This is a genomic window from Bartonella sp. AA9NXGY (assembly GCF_042196845.1).
GTDB lineage: Bacteria > Pseudomonadota > Alphaproteobacteria > Rhizobiales > Rhizobiaceae > Bartonella.
In genome coordinates this window covers 111443-131268 of the sequence record NZ_JBHIRB010000005.1, presented here as the reverse complement: position 1 = coordinate 131268, position 19826 = coordinate 111443, and the positions used below count along the sequence as shown (strand labels likewise).

Sequence of the window (19826 nt, the reverse complement as noted above, 5' to 3'; positions counted from 1 at the left end):
ACCCTTTTAGTCAAAGAAAGTGACGGTGGTGGTAATTTAGCACGCGATGATATCCGCGGCTTATTAATCTCGATGATTGATGTCATCATCCAATGTAAACGCCTCGAAGGAAAATTTCGTGTAACAGAAATCTATTACGACCCTTTCAAACGCCGTGATGCTTTTTAAAAAAACGCTACCCCTCACACCCTTTTTTATAAGCAAAAACTATACCAATAGAGCTTTCTTAAAAACACGATTAATCGCTTCAAGTTCAGTGTCAATAATCGAAAACAACAAGTAAAAAGAAGTAAAAATATCATCCCCATTCCCAATCACGAATGCGCCCCACAGGAAAACCAAAACGTGCCGAAAATGATATCTATAACCCTATATTTTTTCTGATTTTTTTTGACATCAACATTTGCAGGAATATAGATACCAAATTTAGTATCCGCTTCACCTTTAGCTTCAGACAAGAGCTTCACGAGCACCTTGTAATATACGAGATCCTGCTTTATGTGCCTTATCCATTATTATTCTTTTCGATATTCATCAAGGCGCAATATAAAAATTTTCTTCAACGCATTCCTCTCTGATTTTGTCAAATTACCTCAAGATGATTGACTGTAAATATCTTCGATCAACACCGGAATATTTTAACCACCAAAAAAGGCTATAACCTTATATCCCCCACTTTTACTCTTATGCTTTTAAACCTAACTTTCCTTGGCTTTCTCTCAACCCTTGCATAAGACCACCAGCATCTGAATGAGTAGCAATAAAAGAAACAATATCAAATAATTATTCAGGCGATATGCCTTCTTCTTTCACAGAAATTCAATAAGCTGCCATTTCAATCACGGTTTGCATACATCATTCAATATACGGAAACACCCATAACGATAATGATGTAAATTAAAAGCTAATTTGAAGTGAATGATCAGAAATATCAAATATCCAAATGACAAAACAAATCTTACCTATCTTCAGCAATACATATCTCTTTAACCTTGTCACTTTTCTCGAAAGTTTTAAGCGTTTTCGCATTAGAAATAGACATATCAAACGGCAATCCTTTTTCATGAACAACTTTTGTCAAAGCAATACGGATGAAATCAGACACCGTAAGTCCTAAACTTGCTAATATTTCACCGAATTTTTTTTAACGCCCTATCTATGCAGGCACATACAACGTCTTTTGTCACACCCATATTAAACCTCTTTTGATTACCTCTCTTTTGCCATATGGCTTAATAGGGCTTATACAGCATAAGGCTTTATCCTTGCCCTTACCGTATCATATCTATTGATCTTGCACGCGCTATTGCGTTGATTTTCTCCTGTTGTCTCTGTTGCAAAAACTTAACTGCCATTTGAAACTCTTTTATGCGTTCTTTATTATAAGACTGTTCTTTGGGGATTGCTTTTGATAAATCAAAACCATATTTATGAATGGCATCATGTCCAAAACGTTTATCTAAAACACTTTGTAGCTTTAAAAACTCTTGATTAACCTGCTCTGGTATCTTTGAATAACTATCACAACCAGCTTCAACATTTTTCATAAAAGTCACTGCTTCTTGTGAAAGTGACGGAACCTCAACTTTCAATCGCTCACGCTCCCGTGTAACACTATCCATATGTGTCTCATAAGAATTCTTATAAAAGGATTGAAGCTCTCTCATAGTAGAAACAGCAAGAGGAACATGATAAAGCGCTTCTTTTCGTTCTTTTCCTGTAGCCTTCAATTTATCGATAAAACGATCTGACCCACGCAGTTCGCCCGCTCTATCAGGTGCCCTATCCAAAATATCAGGAAGTTTATCGCCTTTACCTGCTAAAATCGTTTGCTCAATCCTAAACGCAGCCTCTTGTGGATCTCTATAAATAGATGCTAAATGACTGTTTAACTCCTTAAACACATCAATGTAAGATTTTTTATTTCTAAGAGCGCTTAGCACCTTCTGTTCTAGATTAGAATTATCTATATAAGCAGCAAGGTATGGCTCTCGTTCTGTTGCTTTTGCAACAACATTCAAATCATTTTGTAATTGTTCAAGTTCTTCTTTTTGACGTTTAGCAAAACTTGTCTTTTCTCTATCCCAAGGAGTTTCAATCTTCTCTTTTTGTTGTTCCAAGCACTCTTTATTAAGATCAACGCAAAAAGCAATATTTTTGCCAATACCTTGAGAAACATCATCCCTTTTATTTTCTGTAAACTTGGTAAGGTTCTTATAGATGAGTGCAGATAGATATTCTGAATTACCAAAATGTGCTTCAATTGACGCACGTGTCATTTCTTGTCGCTCAATACCCTTCCAGTTGATATGATAACCAGCTTCACGAGCCAGTTGCACCATAAATTCACGCTGAGTACGCCCATTCCCCTCTCGAAACGGATGCAACGCATTCAATTCGCCCATGTAATACCCAGCCCTTTGGCTAAAGTCATAAGCGCCAAGACCACGCAGATACTGTTCTTTTGCAAGCTTTTTTGTAATCTTCGGTGCATAACTTTCAATCTGATTATAACTAGCAAACATACTATTGCCTTTGGCAATATCCACTAAACGAACTTGTCCCGCCCATTCATATATGTCGCCAAACAGTCTTCTATGAATCTCTTTCATGTAATCCAGATCAAACTTACCACCAATAGGAGTATGTACAAATTCGAAAGATTTCACATAAGAAATCGTAGATTCTACACGTTGTAGCGTGGCTTTGTCTTTAATACCAAACCGATTATACATCACACCAGTTTCAGGATCAGTATAAGGATCACCGCTCCCCTTATACTTCTCCACGTTTTACCCTCTCCATATAATCTGTGATGATATCACTTGTTTCAAGCTCTCCAATAATAACACGCTCCATTTGTGCAACAACCAGCGGATCTGGCTCTAATCCCTCTAAACGTTGGCTTGCCAATGCATTTTCAGCATAGAGGCGACGCAGCTTAAGTTCCTCTTCACTCAACATATTAAAACCCTCATTTGCTTACATTTATTATAGCCAAACAGACTATAGAAACAAGATTTTATTCCTTGTCTTACCCGCGTTACATCTTTTGACCTTGTACGCTCATACGCATGATTTAGCTCTTGTATACGTTTCTGTTGCAAAAATTTAACTGCCATTTGAAACTCTTTTATGCAATCTTGATCATGGGACTGTTGTTAAGGATTTTTTTTTGATAGATCATAATTTGTTTGCATAGCAAGCCAAGCACGTGCTGTGCTTACACCAGACATTTCAAGCCTAATAGCAAGATTAGCACTCATAGCGGCTTTTCCATTTAAAACTCTAGAAAGTGCTACACGAGATATACCAAGCTACTCTGCTGCTTCATTAACGGATAAACCAAGCTCTTTGATCACATCTTCTCGCAATAATTCACTGGGATGTGAAGGATTCTTCATCATTGTTTAGATCTCCTTTTTGATGATAATCCAGATAATCAACCATTTCGACATCTATGCTATCAAAGCGAAATATTACGCGACAATTTCCATTTACAGTAATTAACCAATAATCCTTGAAATCACCTTTTAGCAGATGTAATCAAAAAGACGGATAACTCAAAATCTTTTGGCGATACATCTCCTTCAAGAGCACTTAGAATACGCTTTAATTTTTGAGCATGGGCGGTTCTAATCCCTTCAGTCGTACCAGTATTATAGAAGGCTTCAATCCTTTTATGTTTAAATCTTAAAATCATAAATGAATATAGAGTGTACCCTTCCAAGATCCAAAAATGTTCATTATTTTTACATCACATGGCTTTTTTACTTTATAAACATTAGAACTGTCGTAAAAAAATTGATCATTCTCATCTCTTTCTCATTATTCTACTAATTATTGGAAAAGTATAAGTTCATAATTAGGAGGAGCTAAACGTAATAGGAGCGTATCATATCCCCAATTGGCAGCGGCACTTAGAAACATCAAGATGATATAACCACAATAACCATTGCTGTTTGATGTTCATGGGGCGCTGCACCCGCTGTATGTCCAGTAAAAAGAATGAATAACACTTAAACTCCCGTTCTATCAAACTTATGTAAATATAATCATTTCTGATTAAATATACTGTTGATTTCCTGCTTCTTCAAGGCTGGTTTCACCAAAGTCACAGGACATTGCCCAGAGCATTCCTCTCCACAGGCTGACACGGTGGAACTCACCGCCAAGTTTTTTAAATTAATCGCGGCATTAATGTCTCTATCATGGTTCGTACCACAATGAGAACATCTCCACTCACGTATGCTAAGAGGTAATTGTTCAATCTTACATCCGCAATGATGGCAGATCTTACTGCTCGCATACCAACGATCTGCAATAACAATCTGTCGACCATAACGTGCCGCCTTATATTCCAATTGACGGCGAAACTCGAAAAAACTTTGATCTGCAAGGGCACGCGATAAATGCTGATTTTTCAGCAAACCTTTTACATGAAGATCTTCCAGACAAAATGTACCAAAACGCTGAATTAAATCTGTTGTAACCTTATGCAAATGATCTGTTCTGATATTACTTATTCGTGCATGAAGCTTAGCGAGTTTTTGTTTCTCCTTATAACGATTGCTCGAGCCTTTTTGCTTACGGCTTAGCTTTCGTGATAAGCGTCGTAAACGATTTAGCAAAGCCTTATAAGGTTTAACGCTTCTTATGGTTTCTCCTGTCGAAAGCGTTGCAAGTGCATTGACGCCCAAATCAAGACCAACAATAGCTTGGTTCTCGCTCAGTGGCTCTTGATTATTGGTTTCAACGCTAAGACTTACAAACCACCGATCCGCTTTACGGCTAATGGTTACTGACAAGATCTTTCCTTGAAATCGCAATTGTTCTCGCAGACGAACCCAACCAAGTTTGGGAATTCTTATCTTGGAACCTTGCAACTGTACTTGATCATTGGTTAAAGTAAAACGATCGTGCACTCCTTTCTTTCTCAAAGTGGGATATCGGCTTCTTCCTGAAAAGAAATTCTTAAAAGCCATACCCAATTGAATAATTGCCATTTGTGGAGCATTTTTAGTGACTTCCATTATCCATGGAAATTGTTCTCGTTTTAGAGAATTGAATTGTCTACGTAGCGCATAGTCATTAGGCTTTGTAAATTATTATCTTTCTTCCATGCTTCATATTGCTGCTGCCATTCCTTCAGTGCCCAATTATAAGCAAAGCGCGCGCAACCACTGGCTCGAGCCATGTAGCTTCGTTGTTTATTGTTTAAGTCTAGAGCTATTTTGTGAGCAACAATCATTGCGATGCTTCTACAGCTTGACGAACATTCTCTAATAACTTTTGATTTTTTCTCGAACGACTTCCATAAAGACGAGCACTGAAGACAGTAATAATTTCTAAAACATCTTTGGCTAAATCTTCTTCAAAACTGCTTTCTTCTCCTTGATTGAGAATGACAACCTCAACTTGTTTGGCTTCACAAATGGCGAAGACCAATTCCGCACCAAAGCGCAATAAACGATCTTTATGCGTAATCACCAAACGACCTATTTCATTTTCAATGAGAGCATCCAACAAACGTTTAAGACCTTTTTTACGATAATTCATCCCTGACCCTAAATCAGAGATGAGTTCATAAGTCCACCTTGGCTTGCGCAATAAAGCTCGAGAACCTGTTTTTGTCGCTCTAAATCGTCTTTTTGATCATGGCTCGATACACGCGCATAAGCAATGGTTTTTCTTTGTGATAGTTCTCTCGAATGAAAAGCTCAGGTCTAAGCCTAGATAGGTCATAACGGCGGTGACCTCCTGCCGTGTGCTCAGAAATAATTTTGTCTTCACATTCCCAACGGCGTAGAGTGCTGATCGAAACACCCAAAACTTGAGCGGCCTTACCTATCCCAATAAATCTATCCATAATGTATATTATTACACAGATATAAATAGATTACAAATAAGCTGTTAAAGCCCCCCACTACAAACTCTGTTAAACTAATAACCGATTTACGAATAAGTAAAAGAAAAAGGAAAATCAAAAAAAGGCATATTTTTTATATCTTACGAACTATAGAGAAATCTATACGCATTGTAGTTATTAGAATTGGACTTTCCTTTTGTAATTGCCAAAATCCCGCATTAAAATCAGACCTTTATTCAAAGATGATCTGATAATTTTTTCAAAAAATTCAAGATTCCTCAAGTGCAGTCCCCATGCGTACATCATGATGAATAATAACATCCATCAACTCTGTCACGACAGTGTCCAATACTTCTCGTGCATCGCCTTCAGCCATAAGGCGGATAACCGGCTCAGTTCCAGAAGCGCGGATCACCAGCCGTGCCTCTTTTCCTAACCGCTTCTCTGCTTGATCAATGGCCGCTTTGACGGGATTTTTTTTCAAGACATTTTTATTTTTAATCGTTACATTTTTTAAAATTTGCGGTACAGGTTCAAACCGTTTACACAATTGGCTCATAGGGCTTTGACTTTCCTTCATACAGGCTAAAATCTGCAATGCAGCCACCAAGCCATCACCCGTTGTACCAAAATCACTAAGCACGATATGGCCAGAAGCCTCACCACCAACATTATATCCCTTTTGGCGCATGGCATCGACAACATAACGATCTCCAACTTTTGTCCTTACAAGGTGCAACCCTTTGCTATTCAAGAAACGCTCTAGTCCAAGATTTGACATAATCGTTGTGACAACACCATTGCACCGTAATCGTCCCATTTTATGCCAATTTTCAGCAATTACAGCAATTAACTGATCTCCATCAACCGTTTGTGCTTTTTCATCAACAATGAGAACCCGATCTCCATCTCCATCAAGAGCAATCCCCACATCAGCACGCACTTCATGCACTTTTCGTTTTAAAGAGCTTAAATCGGTTGATCCACATTTTTGATTAATATTGGTCCCATTGGGCTCATCATGAATAGCAAAAACCTCAGCCCCCAATTCCCATAAAGCACGGGGAGCCGCTTTATAAGTAGCCCCATTGGCACAATCCACAACAATACGCACAGTATCTAAGCGAACATCACGTGGCAAAGTTCGTTTGGCATATTCAATATAACGATAAATATCTCCCTCAACCCGTTTTGCATAACCAATTTCGGCAGAACTTGCTAAAGACTTTGAAAGATCTGTATCGATCAATTGTTCAATTTTCGCTTCCATATCATCTGAAAGCTTAAAACCATCAGGACCAAAAAGTTTAATTCCATTATCATAGAACGGATTATGAGAAGCAGAAATCATCACCCCAAGATCCGCTCGCAAAGAGCGGCAAAGCATTGCAACAGCAGGGGTTGGCACTGGACCCAATAAAAAAGCTTCCATCCCCGCAGCAGTCAACCCTGAAACCAAAGCGTTTTCCAACATATAGCCAGATAATCGTGTATCCTTGCCAATCACCACACGATGAGATTGATGTTGTGAGCGAAATAAAACCCCTACAGCCATCCCCACCTTCATGGCAAAATCGGGTGTCATAGGAAATGAATTGGCTTTCCCCCGAATTCCATCTGTACCAAAATATTTTTGCACCATGCCTCTTTCCTTTAATATATAATTCTTCCCTTGGCTTTTCCTTAAAACCCTAACAAGCCCCCTTGGTACAATAGTCCCCCCGCTCCCCGTATAAAATCAGATCATTGATCTAAACCTTCATGCATTTAAACAATCAAGCCCCCTATTCACCATCTACACATCTAAACCACTCTCAAGCAATTATGTTTACACCCTCACACATAAAAGCAATATTATCTCCTCAAAATGCTCTATACATCCCTTTAACACAACCAACGGATAATTTCACACACTTGCTAAATCCGTAAAGAAACCCAGCACCAAACCTCACACCCTACCAAATCAGCAAGGAAATCTATCGCCTAACCTTACAACCCCCTACCACATTAGAAAAGCAACAGTCCACCTCGCCTTGTAGCATGCTAAAGCCGCCATCATACAACGGCTTTGCTTAATTTTTTGCTTCCATATTTTTGCAAATATTACAAGAAAGGCGCAAACAAAACTTGCGCCTTTCTCAAAGAATTTAGAAGTTTTCCTAAAACATCGTCACTCAAGCGATATTAAACAGTTCTTATTTTTCTTTATCATGTCCCGCAGTATTGGACTTCTTTTCAGCATTACTTTTAGAGCGGTTGACTGATTTTGTGGTGCCTTTTGTGCTTTGTGCTTTTTTCTCAGTCTCATCCGATTGCACTTCTTTAGACTGAGCCTCCTTAGGCCCAACATTACCGGATTTTGCTGTTTTTTTCCCAACAACTGCCTCTGCTTTACCTGCCTTGCCTTTATCGGTCTCTTCTTTATGAGGCACTATTTTAGGAGCTGCTTCAGCGTTTTTTTCATCTACCACTGTTATCTCTGCTCTGACCGTTCCAGTTTTTGGAACAGAAGACCCCCGTGGCGCAGCACCCTCATCTTTCTGTGTGCGTGAAGGAGGCTTTCCTGCAATAACTTCGTTAATTTCAGCTCCCGTTAAAGTCTCATATTCCAACAAACCTTGTGCCAAAGCAAACCATTCTTTTCTTTTTGTTTTCAAAATGTTTGTCGCATTTTTATAGGCATCATCAATAAGCTTACGCACTTCCATATCAATCATGCGCGCTGTTTCTTCAGAGACATTTTGTGTTCGCGCAACAGAATGACCCAAAAAGACTTCATCTTGGTTATCGCCATAAGCTACATTTCCAAGCAGATCAGAAAATCCCCACCGTGTGATCATCGCGCGTGCTAATTTCGTTGCTTGTTCAATATCAGAAGAAGCACCAGATGTGATATTTTCCTTTCCAAACTTTAATTCTTCAGCCACACGTCCACCCATCATAATGGCCAGACGAGAAATCATCCACCGATAACTCATAGAATAGCGATCGCCTTCAGGCAATTGCATCACCATTCCCAATGCTCTTCCCCTTGGAACGATTGTTGCTTTGTGAACAGGATCAGCAACCGGCACATTAAGAGCCACAATAGCATGTCCTGCTTCGTGATAAGCAGTGAGTTCTTTTTCCTCTTGTGTCATAGCGGTTGAACGACGTTCAGCCCCCATCATCACCTTATCTTTGGCATCTTCGAATTCTTGCATCGTGACAACTCTTTTATTACGGCTCGCAGCCATAAGAGCAGCTTCATTGACCAGATTCATCAGGTCTGCACCGGAAAATCCTGGTGTTCCCCTTGCCAAAATTTTCAAATCAACGTTAGGCGCTAAAGGCACGTTGCGCACATGCACTTTCAAGATTTGTTCACGCCCAGAAACATCAGGGTTTGGCACAACAACTTGTCGGTCGAAACGCCCTGGTCTTAACAAAGCGGGATCAAGCACATCGGGACGGTTTGTTGCGGCAATAAGAATAATACTTTCATTGGGCTCAAACCCATCCATTTCGACAAGCAACTGGTTTAAGGTCTGTTCACGTTCATCGTTTCCACCGCCAAGACCAGCCCCCCTATGGCGCCCAACAGCATCGATTTCATCAATAAAGATAATACAAGGTGCATTTTTTTTAGCCTGTTCGAACATATCGCGCACACGGCTTGCCCCAACACCAACAAACATTTCCACAAAATCAGACCCTGAAATGGTAAAGAATGGCACATTGGCTTCACCGGCCACAGAACGTGCTAGCAAAGTTTTACCGGTTCCTGGAGGACCAACAAGCAAAACACCGCGTGGGATACGCCCCCCTAAGCGTTGAAATTTTTGTGGTTCGCGTAAAAATTCAACAATTTCTTGAAGATCTTGCTTTGCTTCTTCAACGCCAGCAACATCTTTAAAGGTAATACGTCCTTGCGCTTCATTAAGCAATCTTGCTTTCGATTTCCCAAATCCCATTGCACCGCGTGACCCATTTTGCATTTGCCGCATAAAAAAGACCCACGCCCCCACGATAATAATAACAGGTAATAAGGAAAAGAGGAGATTGAGGAAAATGCTATTTCCAGAGCTTTCAGGAATAGCTTTAACATTAACGTTTTTGCTTTCCAATTTTTGTATCAAACCTGGATCGCGAGGAGCATAGGTTGAAATAGCTCTATGTTCAATGGTTTTTCCTGTTAATTTTTGACCTTGAATGGTCACAGATTTCAACTCATTATTCTCAACTTTTTGCAAAAATTCAGAATAGGAGACTTCTCCACCACCAGAACGTTGGCTATCTCCATTAAAGAGAGAAAACGACACAATCAAAATCAATGCAATAACTCCCCAAATAAGGAGAGAGCGGTAATTGGAATTCATATTCAGCCCACTTAATCAAATATAGATTTCAAACAGTTCCCCTTAACATATAACCTTGTCAGCCCCTTGCCAAGGGATGAGAAGCTGTTTATTTTCTTTTAGAGTAATTTTCCTTTATCTTTTCACCTCAATATTAAAAAAAGGTTCCACAACATTCACCAAGGCTGCATCTTCTCGTGAGGAAAGCCAATCGAAAGGTGCCATAATTCGCTTGACGATAACATGTTTATGAACAACTGCTTGAGAAATCAACTCTGGAATATCATACCCTTTATGATTTGAGATCATCAGCAGCGATTGTAAAGAGGGAAAATGAGGCTTTTCAAGCTCAAAATCGCTATTTTTTAATAAAAATTTCAGCTGTTCTAAATTTGCGGCTCCAACCTTTATAGCCTCATATCCATGATTTGTGATATGATAGCGCCCATCCCATATAAAAGTTTTATCTGGCTCAACAATAGCCTCTTTCATATTTCGCCCTTCACGCCACAAAGAAATTCCCTGCTTGTTATATTCAATAACAGAGCCCGCATAAGTAAAACGCCGCTTTTCTGGAGAATCAAGACAGAGTTTTTGAACAAGCATGCTTAATTTCTGATTGGGGAGCAAATAAAATCCCCCTCCCATCAGCACAGCAAAGAGCCCCACCACAAAAGGAAAACTGGAATGTTTCTGTAAAAACAGCGCAGGCTTTTCTATGAAACAACGCCCATGTTGGACAGTAATATCCAGCGCTAAGATCAAATCAGCAATATTTTTAGCTTGTTGACGACGCTGCAATGCGGCTTCATTTATTTTTTGAGCAATATAAGCCAATTTTTGTGGAGAAAGAGATTGACGCACGCGCACACGTTCAAAATTGCGATCTTCATTGGTTGGATCATCAATCCATGTTTGTCCTTGTAAGCGTAAATAATTCCGTAATGTTTGGCGTTTTACACCAAGGAGTGGCCGAATCAAACGCACTTTTCTATGCAACAGCGCCTCACGCGGAATACAGGATAAACCACGTTCATAGAGGGGACCATAGTTTTTTTCGGCAATATTTTTTCTTGTTTTTCTGGTATGATCCTCATCACGTATACCCTCGGCTTCACCACGCAAAATACCAGCAAAACCACTGGCATAAACCTCATCGCGCATGGCAACAGCTTCACTATATAAAGCACCTCTATTCTTTTGGAGACGTTGATACCGCATTTGATAGGTCTCAACCTGATCATTGAGTGTATGCCCCGTCATAATAAGTGATGCGCCTTGTTTTTGTGCTTCTTTAACCAAGAGATCATAGCGTGCAACACGCGCGCTGGAAGCAATATGCGTCTTTGGCTTTTCGCCTTCCCATCGCACAGTGATATGTTGAATATCATGGACACGACAAATTTTCGCAACAGTTTCTGCCTCACGCATCGATTCTTTACGCAATTGATGATCAACCGTGACAACAATCATTTCTGGAGGAAATACGAGTGTTTCCAAATGCTCTTTGACCAAAAACATCAAAGCCAAAGAATCACTTCCCCCTGAGACGGCAAGAATCAACTTCTGACATTGAATAAAATCCGATGTTTTAAAGAGATTTCTTGCCAGTCTAACGCACACCGAAAACGACCTCGCTGTTTATTTTGCAGGTTTACAAAAAACAGATGCTAATGTTTGTTGACGTTTTGATTTTTTCACAAAATGAGCACAATCGTCTTTATTTGGCTCAAGAGCGACCATACTTCTTGCTAATTTCAGTAAAATCTCGGAGGTATAGAGCTTCTTTTTATCTGCATACCATGCGGTAAGATAAACTTGTGCTGCTTCATGATAGCGTTTTTGCCCCAACAAAGATTCGGCCAACCAAAATAAAGCATCATCACTCAAAGGATCTTTTTTGTAACGATTTTGAAAAGCGCAAAAGCTTTTTTCAGCATCAACATAGTTAGCAGAACGAATAAAATCATACCCTTCCTTATACAAAGCTTTAGAAGAAGAAAGATTGTCACTCTGATGTGCTTCAATTGGAGCACTTACTTCATGCGCTTTGTTAAAAGGTTGACTGTTTTCATGGTCATGGCTCTCCACCTTAGCTTCCACAGCAGCAACCTTTGTCTGGTCACCTGTACTATAGTCCTGCTCCATCTCTTCTTTTACAGTCTGAGATTTTTCATCTACAGCAGACTTTTCAAAAGAACAAGAATAAACAGAAGAGGCTTCTGTATCAAAAAGCTCGTGAAACTGCTTGTTAACATTTTTTAAACTGTTATGCTCAAGCACCATTCGTATCTTATGCAAAAGCTTATCTAAATCATAATCTTTAAATAAAGCCTGTTGATTCTCTAAAATAATCCCTTGGTGCTCTGCAACACTAGTAGCTTTTTCCACCACATCAGATGCTGCTTTATCAGCTGCTTCAGGTGCTTTCTTCACTGCATCAACAGCCTTATTAACAGCGTCAGTGGCTTTTTCTATCACATCAGATGCTGCTTTATTAGCTGCTTCAGGTGCTTTCTTCACTGCATCAGTTGCCTTATCAACAGCGTCAGTGGCTTTTTCTATCACATCAGATGCTGCTTTATCAGCTGCTTCAGGTGCTTCTTTCACAGCATCGACAGCCTTATCAACAGCGTCAGTGGCTTTTTCTATCACATCAGATGCTGCTTTATCAGCTGCTTCAGGTGCTTCCTTCACAGCATCAACAGCCTTATTAACAACGTCAGTGGCTTTTTCTATCACATCAGATGCTGCTTTATCAGCTGCTTCAGGTGCTTTCTTCACTGCATCAGTTGCCTTATCAACAGCGTCAGTGGCTTTTTCTATCACATCAGATGCTGCTTTATCAGCTGCTTCAGGTGCTTCTTTCACAGCATCGACAGCCTTATCAACAGCGTCAGTGGCTTTTTCTATCACATCAGATGCTGCTTTATCAGCTGCTTCAGGTGCTTCTTTCACAGCATCGACAGCCTTATCAACAGCGTCAGTGGCTTTTTCTATCACATCAGATGCTGCTTTATCAGCTGCTTCAGGTGCTTCTTTCACAGCATCGACAGCCTTATCAACAGCGTCAGTGGCTTTTTCTATCACATCAGATGCTGCTTTATCAGCTGCTTCAGGTGCTTCCTTCACAGCATCGACAGCCTTATCAACAGCGTCAGTGGCTTTTTCTATCACATCAGATGCTGCTTTATCAGCTGCTTCAGGTGCTTCTTTCACAGCATCGACAGCCTTATCAACAGCGTCAGTGGCTTTTTCTATCACATCAGATGCTGCTTTATCAGCTGCTTCAGGTGCTTCCTTCACAGCATCGACAGCCTTATCAACAGCGTCAGTGGCTTTTTCTATCACATCAGATGCTGCTTTATCAGCTGCTTCAGGTGCTTTCTTCACGTCATCAGTTGCCTTATCAACTGCATCAACTTTATCCGTATCATGTGCAGGATATTCGGAAGCCTTTCGTGCCGCACTTTGAACAAGTGAAGTAGAACAAGCTATGAAAACCCCCATATAAAAGAGTGTTTTCCAATTGATTTTACGATACATTCTTTTTTCCCCTTAAGAGCTTATTGAATAGTTGAAACAAACAATCTTCTTTTTAATGATTATTCATGTCACTCAACGTTGTCACAGCACGTCGATTTTGATTCCAACAGGAAATATCATCACATACTGCTACAGGTCTTTCTTTTCCGTAAGAAATTGTTTGAATCCGTTGTGCGGACACACCAAGAGACACCAAATAGTTTCGCACAGCAACAGCACGGCGCTGTCCAAGTGCCAAGTTATATTCACGTGTTCCCCTCTCATCAGCATGACCTTCGATCATAATAGAATAATAAGGATAATGAAGCAACCATTCTGCTTGGCGCGTTAAAATACGTTCAGCATCAGCATCAAGTGAAGAAGAATCGAGACCAAAAAACACGCGATCACCCACATTAACCGTAAATTCTTGTCCTGAGCCTGGTGACACCTGATTCAAACCAGCATCATTCATATAAGCGCCATTCATACCGTTAAGTGCACCAACATTTTTTTTGCCACACCCACCCAGGCATAGTGAGAAAAGAAAGAGGATAGCTAAGGAATGAGAGATGGTTTTTTTGGTAGAGCGCATAGTCCGTTTCTCCTTGAATTTCGTAAAGAAGGGTCAATTCTTAAAAATATTTTTAAGAATAACCGTTAATTCCTAATGAAGACGAAATTTTTTCTGTTTTTTTTTCGTCCTCATTTTTACTTTTGAGTCTCTGCCAATTTTTCTTCTCTTTGGCCATTCCTCTAACATTTCCATAAGAAATGTTTCCCTTATGCGTCATGGCTTTTTATGCATCATCTTGATCTTGACGATTTTTTTGCAGCGCGTTCAGCTTTGCAAAAACTTTATCAGCGTCAAAAGTCTTATGCAGATTTTCTTCACTCTCATTTTCCTCTAGAGCAGCGTTTTCCGTCACAGAAGCGGGAAGCAACGACCTATCTTCTTCTGCAGCAACAGGACGATTTTTCGCCGCACGCTGGAGCTCAAAATCTAAATCGATTTGCGAACACAAACCAAGCCCTACAGGATCAAGAGGAACCAAATTTGCACTATTCCAATGGGTTCTAAGGCGGATTTGTTCAATTGTCGCTTTTGTTGTCCCAATCAACCGTGCAATTTGTGCATCTTTCAACTCGGGATGGTTCGTCACCAACCATAGGATACCATTGGGACGATCTTGGCGTCGAGAAAGAGGGATATAGCGCGCCCCTTTACGTTTTTTTTCAGGAATATGCACCCTCGATTGAGAAATTTTCAATCGTGCGTTTTGATCAGCCTCCACCCGTGCAATTTCACTGCGCGTCAATTGCCCAGAACTAATCGGATCTAAACCTTTAATACCATAAGCCGCATCACCATCGGCAATAGCTTTTACTTCCAAGACATGCAATTTACAAAATTCTGCAATCTGATCAAAAGAAAGAGCTGTATTATCAACCAACCAAACAGCTGTTGCTTTGGGCATCAAAAGTTGCGTTGCCATTTTTATAAATCCTCTTCTGCGCCTCTTCTATGAGGCAGGTTACCGCCCACTCAAGAGCACTGGAACTTTTTTATATGTTTAGGTCTCTCCAACCACTCCTAAAACAAAGTGCGGCATGGAATAAACCATTTTGCTATGAGATTACATTCTGTTATAGCGTTATTTTTGCTCAACGACAAGAGATCTCTCTTGTAATGATCCTCAACTAAGGTGTCTTTACCTTTAAGATGAATTTTCTTATAAAGGGTTTATTCGATTATTTCACCTCATGCTGTGGCACATTTATTCTGGTGGGATGCGTGCTTTATCGCCTTAAATTCTAAGGAGTATCCAACTGGCAAAAAAGCCCTCAAATAGGAAGGAAAACTATGGCAGGCCATTCACAATTTAAGAATATTATGCACCGTAAAGGGCGTCAAGATGCAATGCGCTCGAAGATATTTTCTAAGCTTGCGCGCGAAATTACCGTAGCAGCAAAACAAGGTGCTCCTGATCCAGCCATGAACCCACGTTTAAGGCTGGCTGTTCAAAATGCCAAAGCACAATCGATGCCGAAAGATAATATTGAACGCGCGATTAAAAAAGCGTCAGGCGCCGATGTCGAAAATTATGATGAAGTACGCTATGAGGGCTATGGACCAGGCGGCGTTGCCGTCATTGTTGAAGCTTTAACTGATAACCGCAACCGCACCGCTTCAAATGTGCGCGCCGCCTTCACAAAATCAGGAGGAGCCTTAGGGGAAACAGGATCGGTCAGTTTCATGTTTAATCGGATTGGTGAAATAATCTATAAGCCAGAAGCAGGAACAGCCGATAACATCATGGATGCAGCAATTGAAGCCGGTGCCGAAGATGTGCAATCAGAAGAAACCGGACATCATATTACCTGCGCATTTGAAGATATTGGTGAAGTTTCCAAAACACTTGAAGCAAAACTTGGTGAAGCAGAATCGATTAAAACGATTTGGAAAGCCACCACCCTTGCACCAATAGATGAAGAAAAAGCTTTATCTGTTTTACGACTAATTTCAACATTAGAAGAAGATGATGATGTGCAAAATGTTTATGCAAATTTTGATGTCAGTGATGAGATTTTGGCAAAATTGTCTGTATAATTCCCATCATTTGCATAAGCCCTCTCTTCATGCATGAGGGCTTCAAAAGCATCTGTCACCTCTCCTCTTTATCCGCACATATAAAAGCCCCGCGTCAATAGCGGGGAAAAGCTGTCAGTGCAACAAGAAAACCGCAATTAATTTCAGAAAACATAATCCCAAAAAGAAAGCATACAAAACTCTGTAGCCTCACGCCTTTCTTACATGCCCCAAAGATTATCCCTATATTCCTCTCTATTTGATCTTTTTGTTCTTTAAGATTAACCTCCTCTCTCCGCTCTCAAGTAATGAAATGATCTAGCCTCTAAACAATTAGGGGTTTCTTGACGTATTCCTATGACGAATCACTCATAAAATTCACTTGAAACTTAAGGCTCAACAAACATACACTCCCCTAAATATTCGCTACGCACTTAAAAAACACTTAGAATATATCAAGGAGGTTTATACGCCCTATATCCCCACACCTCAAAGGGCAGTGTTTTTACAACATCACAGAATAAAAATAAGCAAATGGAAAGCCAGAGCTGATTGTTTAGCAAAGTATTGTACAAAAAGCCGGTACATCTCTCTAATCCGTTGCGGATAAATTTTTGACTTTATGGCATCGTATATTTCTAAAATAACGTCATTTATCTTAAAAATCTGTCCTTTTGCTCTTACCAATCAATCAATATTCAGACCTAAAACAACCGCGTACTTGAATAAAACACATCAAAGAGCAACAGCCCCCCCTGACAAGAGGACTCTTCACAAACAAAATCGAAGAGGAAGTTTAAAAAAATATATATAGCGACACTTTGAATAAAAAGTTGAACTCTAGAGATCTTAGAATTTTCGGCTCTATTTTTTCAAGGTCTTGTTTTGAATTTTTTTAAGCATTTTCCCCCAAGGAAATTCCATTATCGATCAACAACCATAGATGATAGATGAAATCTACATAACTCCCCATACCCACTATAATCAATTCCTTCTTTTAAATAATTAAAAAACTATTGAGATTGTTTAAACTTGAGACTGTGTAGACTATATTCCTTCTATATTCTGTTTTTAAGCATTTTGTTTTACTGTACATTGAGCAAAGGCGACCATGCTGGATCTGAAGCATCATTGGGGGTAGGGAGTTGTCGTTCATTGCGACCCGTAATATCAATCGTATAAATTTTTGGTCCCATACCGGGATTTTTGCGAAAGAACATCAGCACACGACCATTAGGGGCCCACGTTGGTCCTTCATTGTGAAACCCTGTGGTTAAAATTCGTTCTCCTTGTCCATCAGGGCGCATAACACCGATAGAAAATTGTCCGCTTAATTGTTTTGTAAAGGCGATATAGTCACCCCGTGGAGACCAAATAGGTGTTGAATAACTCCCATCGTTTGAAGAAATACGCTGAATATCACTCCCATCCGCATTCATTTTATAGATTTGCGGCTTTCCACTACGATCTGAAGAAAAGACAATTTGTTTTCCATCCGGTGAATAAGAAGCAGAAGTATCAATAGCAGAAGTTGTTGTAAGTCGCGTCATCGTACGGGTTCGTAAATCCATAGTGTAAAGATTGGCACTCCCATCATTTTGTAACAAACTCATGATAACTTTTTGTCCATCAGAAGAAAAACGTGGAGCAATTGTCATGTTATTAAACGTTCCGATCAACTCTCTTTGCCCCATTTCAATTTGTTGGAGATAAACATGAGGTACTTGATTGTCCTCGTAAGCCATATAGGTCAATTCTTGTCTTTTTGGTGAAAACCGCGGTGTAAGCACCAATTCACTTCCATCAGACATATAAATCAAATTTGCTCCATCTTGATCCATCATTGCTAAACGTTTAATGCGTGCATTTTGAGGACCTGTTTCATCGATAAAAACAATTCGTGTATCAAAATAACCACTTTCTCCTGTCATCTCACTATAGATCTCATCTGCGATCATATGTGCCACACGCCGCCAACGTTCTGTCGCAGTATAAAAACGCCGTCCTTTCAATTGTCTTTGTCCAAACACATCCCATAAACGAAAATCGACCCTCAAACGTCCATCGATTTCTCTCATGACTTGCCCAGTAACTAAACCTTGCGCTTTTATTTTCTGCCAAGAAGCAAAATGTGGTTGTTTATTAGGATTAGAAATGTTTTCAAAAAAATTTGCTTTATCAAGCGGTAAAAACAGCCCCGACCGTTCGAGATCGGCTGTCACCACAGCAGATATTTTCAACCCAATCGAATCATTGGAAATAAAGTCTGTAATTGCAATGGGAATGGGATTAAAATCAGCGCTCGAAATAGTTCCTTTCAATTGCGCATAACCCGATGAAATACTTGAAAGCCACAACCCACAAGTGACAATAAACCAAGCAAAAACTTTATGTCTCGTTATAGTCATCATGGAATGTGTCCTTTCGTTAAGCGCTTTTTTCTCGTTTATCATCTTATTTCTTGGAGGGGATCAACATTAAAGTCAAAACCTTGCCCCCATAGATCATATTGATCACGTGGGAGATCTGCATAAGGTTGGCATGAAAAGACAGCAGCATACACCTGCCTTATCATAATAGCTTGTTGACTCTCAAGACCGCTTACGGGATCAATGATAGGATCGCCCACAACTATCCCTTCACGGTCTAAATAAAATCGCAACCGCACGACCGGACGATTTTTTAAATCGCCGCCAAGCGCCACAAGTTTAAGCTTCTGTTGAATACATCCCCCCACAATATTGACCAATGTTTGTGCCATTTTTGTGGTATCATTAATATTTTTTCTTGCACCCAAAGCTTCTGGTGTATGAGAACGTTTTGCTCCCCCTCCTTGTGACCGCGCACGATTGAGCAAATTATTTTCCTCCAGAGCTAAAATATCTTCAATGGTCTGTTTCTCTTGGTTTTTCTTGTTAAGCTTTGGCGTCTTTTGATTCAATGCAGCCTCATTCTTCTTTGGAAATTCTCCGTCAAACTTTGGTTTAAACTGTGGAAGAAGAGATTTTTCTGGAAGTACAATTTTGGGCGCTTGATGAACAATCTGCTCTGCTGGTACTTTTGGGACCGTTGGAGCCAATTCTTTTGGCGATATCATCTCTTCATTTTTGTGCGCAGGCTTGAGCGCAACCTTAGAGGCATCTTCCGGCACTCTCAAAGGCATCTCAGGCGCAACCTTGGGCGCATCCTCCGGTGCCTCCAAAGGCATCTCAGGTGCAGCCTTGGGCGCACCCTCCGGTGGTGCCTCCAAAGGCATCTCAGGCGCAACCTTGGGCGCATCCTCCGGTAGTGCCTCCAAAGGCGTCTCAGGTGCAGCCTTGGGCGCATCCTCCGGTAGTGCCTCCAAAGGCATCTCAGGTGCAGCCTTGGGCGCACCCTCCGGTGGTGCCTCCAAAGGCATCTCAGGCGCAACCTTGGGCGCATCCTCCGGTGCCTCCAAAGGCATCTCAGGCGCAACCTTGGGCGCATCCTCCGGTGCCTCCAAAGGCATCTCAGGCGCAACCTT

Annotated in this window: 16 protein-coding genes and 3 pseudogenes; 2 read left to right on the top strand and 17 right to left on the bottom strand. The window is 40.4% G+C overall.

The genetic code is table 11. The annotated features are described in order from the left end of the window. Window positions 1–168, top strand: a pseudogene (locus ACFIM6_RS04205) (P-type DNA transfer ATPase VirB11); the annotation flags it as partial. Window positions 169–958: 790 nt separating this feature from the next. Here the strand turns inward: ACFIM6_RS04205 and ACFIM6_RS04200 are convergent. From ACFIM6_RS04200 to ACFIM6_RS04130, 15 genes and pseudogenes are all read right to left on the bottom strand, one after another. Further along, window positions 959–1105, bottom strand: coding sequence for a type II toxin-antitoxin system RelB/DinJ family antitoxin (locus ACFIM6_RS04200; RefSeq protein WP_375611773.1), 147 nt, complete (start codon window positions 1103–1105; stop codon window positions 959–961). Window positions 1106–1271: 166 nt separating this feature from the next. Continuing rightward, window positions 1272–2789 (bottom strand): type II toxin-antitoxin system protein adenylyltransferase VbhT, encoded by a 1518-nt coding sequence (gene vbhT / locus ACFIM6_RS04195; protein ID WP_375611772.1) that lies wholly within the window; start codon window positions 2787–2789, stop codon window positions 1272–1274. Further along, window positions 2776–2964 carry an antitoxin VbhA family protein gene (locus ACFIM6_RS04190; RefSeq protein WP_375610266.1) on the bottom strand — a complete coding sequence of 63 codons (189 nt, stop codon included), beginning with the start codon at window positions 2962–2964 and terminating at the stop codon, window positions 2776–2778. The genes vbhT and ACFIM6_RS04190 overlap by 14 nt, the downstream gene beginning before the upstream one ends. 197 nt (window positions 2965–3161) lie before the next feature. Then, window positions 3162–3407, bottom strand: a pseudogene (locus ACFIM6_RS04185) (HigA family addiction module antitoxin). Next, the gene (locus ACFIM6_RS04180; RefSeq protein ID WP_375611781.1) at window positions 3379–3507 is read right to left on the bottom strand and encodes a hypothetical protein; all 129 of its coding nucleotides are present in this window, start codon (window positions 3505–3507) and stop codon (window positions 3379–3381) included. The pseudogene ACFIM6_RS04185 and the gene ACFIM6_RS04180 overlap by 29 nt, the downstream one beginning before the upstream one ends. Before the next feature lie 548 nt (window positions 3508–4055). Continuing rightward, window positions 4056–5033: an RNA-guided endonuclease InsQ/TnpB family protein gene (locus tag ACFIM6_RS04175; RefSeq protein WP_375611771.1), complete on the bottom strand. Its 978-nt coding sequence runs from the start codon at window positions 5031–5033 to the stop codon at window positions 4056–4058. Between the two features lie 23 nt (window positions 5034–5056). Continuing rightward, window positions 5057–5197 carry a helix-turn-helix domain-containing protein gene (locus ACFIM6_RS04170; protein WP_375611780.1) on the bottom strand — a complete coding sequence of 47 codons (141 nt, stop codon included), beginning with the start codon at window positions 5195–5197 and terminating at the stop codon, window positions 5057–5059. A 50-nt stretch (window positions 5198–5247) separates the two neighbouring features. After that, window positions 5248–5684 (bottom strand): annotated as a pseudogene (locus ACFIM6_RS04165) (IS607 family transposase). Continuing rightward, on the bottom strand, window positions 5639–5869 hold the full coding sequence (locus ACFIM6_RS04160; protein WP_375611770.1) for a MerR family DNA-binding transcriptional regulator: 231 nt from the start codon (window positions 5867–5869) through the stop codon (window positions 5639–5641). The pseudogene ACFIM6_RS04165 and the gene ACFIM6_RS04160 overlap by 46 nt, the downstream one beginning before the upstream one ends. Before the next feature lie 268 nt (window positions 5870–6137). Continuing rightward, window positions 6138–7511: a phosphoglucosamine mutase gene (glmM, locus tag ACFIM6_RS04155; RefSeq protein WP_375611769.1), complete on the bottom strand. Its 1374-nt coding sequence runs from the start codon at window positions 7509–7511 to the stop codon at window positions 6138–6140. Window positions 7512–8064: 553 nt separating this feature from the next. After that, window positions 8065–10227, bottom strand: coding sequence for an ATP-dependent zinc metalloprotease FtsH (gene ftsH, locus ACFIM6_RS04150; protein WP_375611768.1), 2163 nt, complete (start codon window positions 10225–10227; stop codon window positions 8065–8067). Window positions 10228–10341: 114 nt separating this feature from the next. Further along, a complete protein-coding gene (gene tilS, locus ACFIM6_RS04145; RefSeq protein ID WP_375611767.1) occupies window positions 10342–11829 on the bottom strand; it encodes a tRNA lysidine(34) synthetase TilS in 1488 nt (495 codons plus the stop codon). Window positions 11830–11847: 18 nt separating this feature from the next. After that, window positions 11848–13752, bottom strand: coding sequence for a tol-pal system protein (locus tag ACFIM6_RS04140; protein WP_375611766.1), 1905 nt, complete (start codon window positions 13750–13752; stop codon window positions 11848–11850). A gap of 52 nt (window positions 13753–13804) precedes the next feature. Continuing rightward, window positions 13805–14326 (bottom strand): peptidoglycan-associated lipoprotein Pal, encoded by a 522-nt coding sequence (gene pal, locus ACFIM6_RS04135; RefSeq protein ID WP_375611765.1) that lies wholly within the window; start codon window positions 14324–14326, stop codon window positions 13805–13807. 205 nt (window positions 14327–14531) lie between these two features. Then, entirely contained in the window at window positions 14532–15227 is a 696-nt protein-coding gene (locus ACFIM6_RS04130; RefSeq protein ID WP_375611764.1) for a DUF1013 domain-containing protein, read from the bottom strand. Window positions 15228–15595: 368 nt separating this feature from the next. On the opposite strand from ACFIM6_RS04130, the gene ACFIM6_RS04125 reads away from it, so the two are divergent. Further along, a complete protein-coding gene (locus ACFIM6_RS04125; RefSeq protein ID WP_254492472.1) occupies window positions 15596–16342 on the top strand; it encodes a YebC/PmpR family DNA-binding transcriptional regulator in 747 nt (248 codons plus the stop codon). 1064 nt (window positions 16343–17406) lie between these two features. Here the strand turns inward: ACFIM6_RS04125 and tolB are convergent. Both tolB and ACFIM6_RS04115 read right to left on the bottom strand, forming a co-directional pair. Next, window positions 17407–18732 (bottom strand): Tol-Pal system beta propeller repeat protein TolB, encoded by a 1326-nt coding sequence (gene tolB, locus ACFIM6_RS04120; protein ID WP_375611763.1) that lies wholly within the window; start codon window positions 18730–18732, stop codon window positions 17407–17409. A 38-nt stretch (window positions 18733–18770) separates the two neighbouring features. Further along, window positions 18771–19826 (bottom strand): cell envelope biogenesis protein TolA (locus ACFIM6_RS04115; RefSeq protein ID WP_375611762.1); only part of this gene is annotated, 1056 nt, incomplete at its 5' end.

What these genes read in the sequence shown, in the direction of transcription:
- ACFIM6_RS04190 (WP_375610266.1), bottom strand. Translation starts at nt 2,964, where the DNA reads ATGTTGAGTGAAGAGGAACTTAAGCTGCGTCGCCTCTATGCTGAAAAT.
- ACFIM6_RS04175 (WP_375611771.1), bottom strand. Translation starts at nt 5,033, where the DNA reads ATGGAAGTCACTAAAAATGCTCCACAAATGGCAATTATTCAATTGGGT.
- ACFIM6_RS04170 (WP_375611780.1), bottom strand. Translation starts at nt 5,197, where the DNA reads ATGGCTCGAGCCAGTGGTTGCGCGCGCTTTGCTTATAATTGGGCACTG.
- ACFIM6_RS04160 (WP_375611770.1), bottom strand. Translation starts at nt 5,869, where the DNA reads ATGGATAGATTTATTGGGATAGGTAAGGCCGCTCAAGTTTTGGGTGTT.
- glmM (WP_375611769.1), bottom strand. Translation starts at nt 7,511, where the DNA reads ATGGTGCAAAAATATTTTGGTACAGATGGAATTCGGGGGAAAGCCAAT.
- ftsH (WP_375611768.1), bottom strand. Translation starts at nt 10,227, where the DNA reads ATGAATTCCAATTACCGCTCTCTCCTTATTTGGGGAGTTATTGCATTG.
- ACFIM6_RS04140 (WP_375611766.1), bottom strand. Translation starts at nt 13,752, where the DNA reads ATGTATCGTAAAATCAATTGGAAAACACTCTTTTATATGGGGGTTTTC.
- pal (WP_375611765.1), bottom strand. Translation starts at nt 14,326, where the DNA reads ATGCGCTCTACCAAAAAAACCATCTCTCATTCCTTAGCTATCCTCTTT.
- ACFIM6_RS04130 (WP_375611764.1), bottom strand. Translation starts at nt 15,227, where the DNA reads ATGGCAACGCAACTTTTGATGCCCAAAGCAACAGCTGTTTGGTTGGTT.
- ACFIM6_RS04125 (WP_254492472.1), top strand. Translation starts at nt 15,596, where the DNA reads ATGGCAGGCCATTCACAATTTAAGAATATTATGCACCGTAAAGGGCGT.
- tolB (WP_375611763.1), bottom strand. Translation starts at nt 18,732, where the DNA reads ATGATGACTATAACGAGACATAAAGTTTTTGCTTGGTTTATTGTCACT.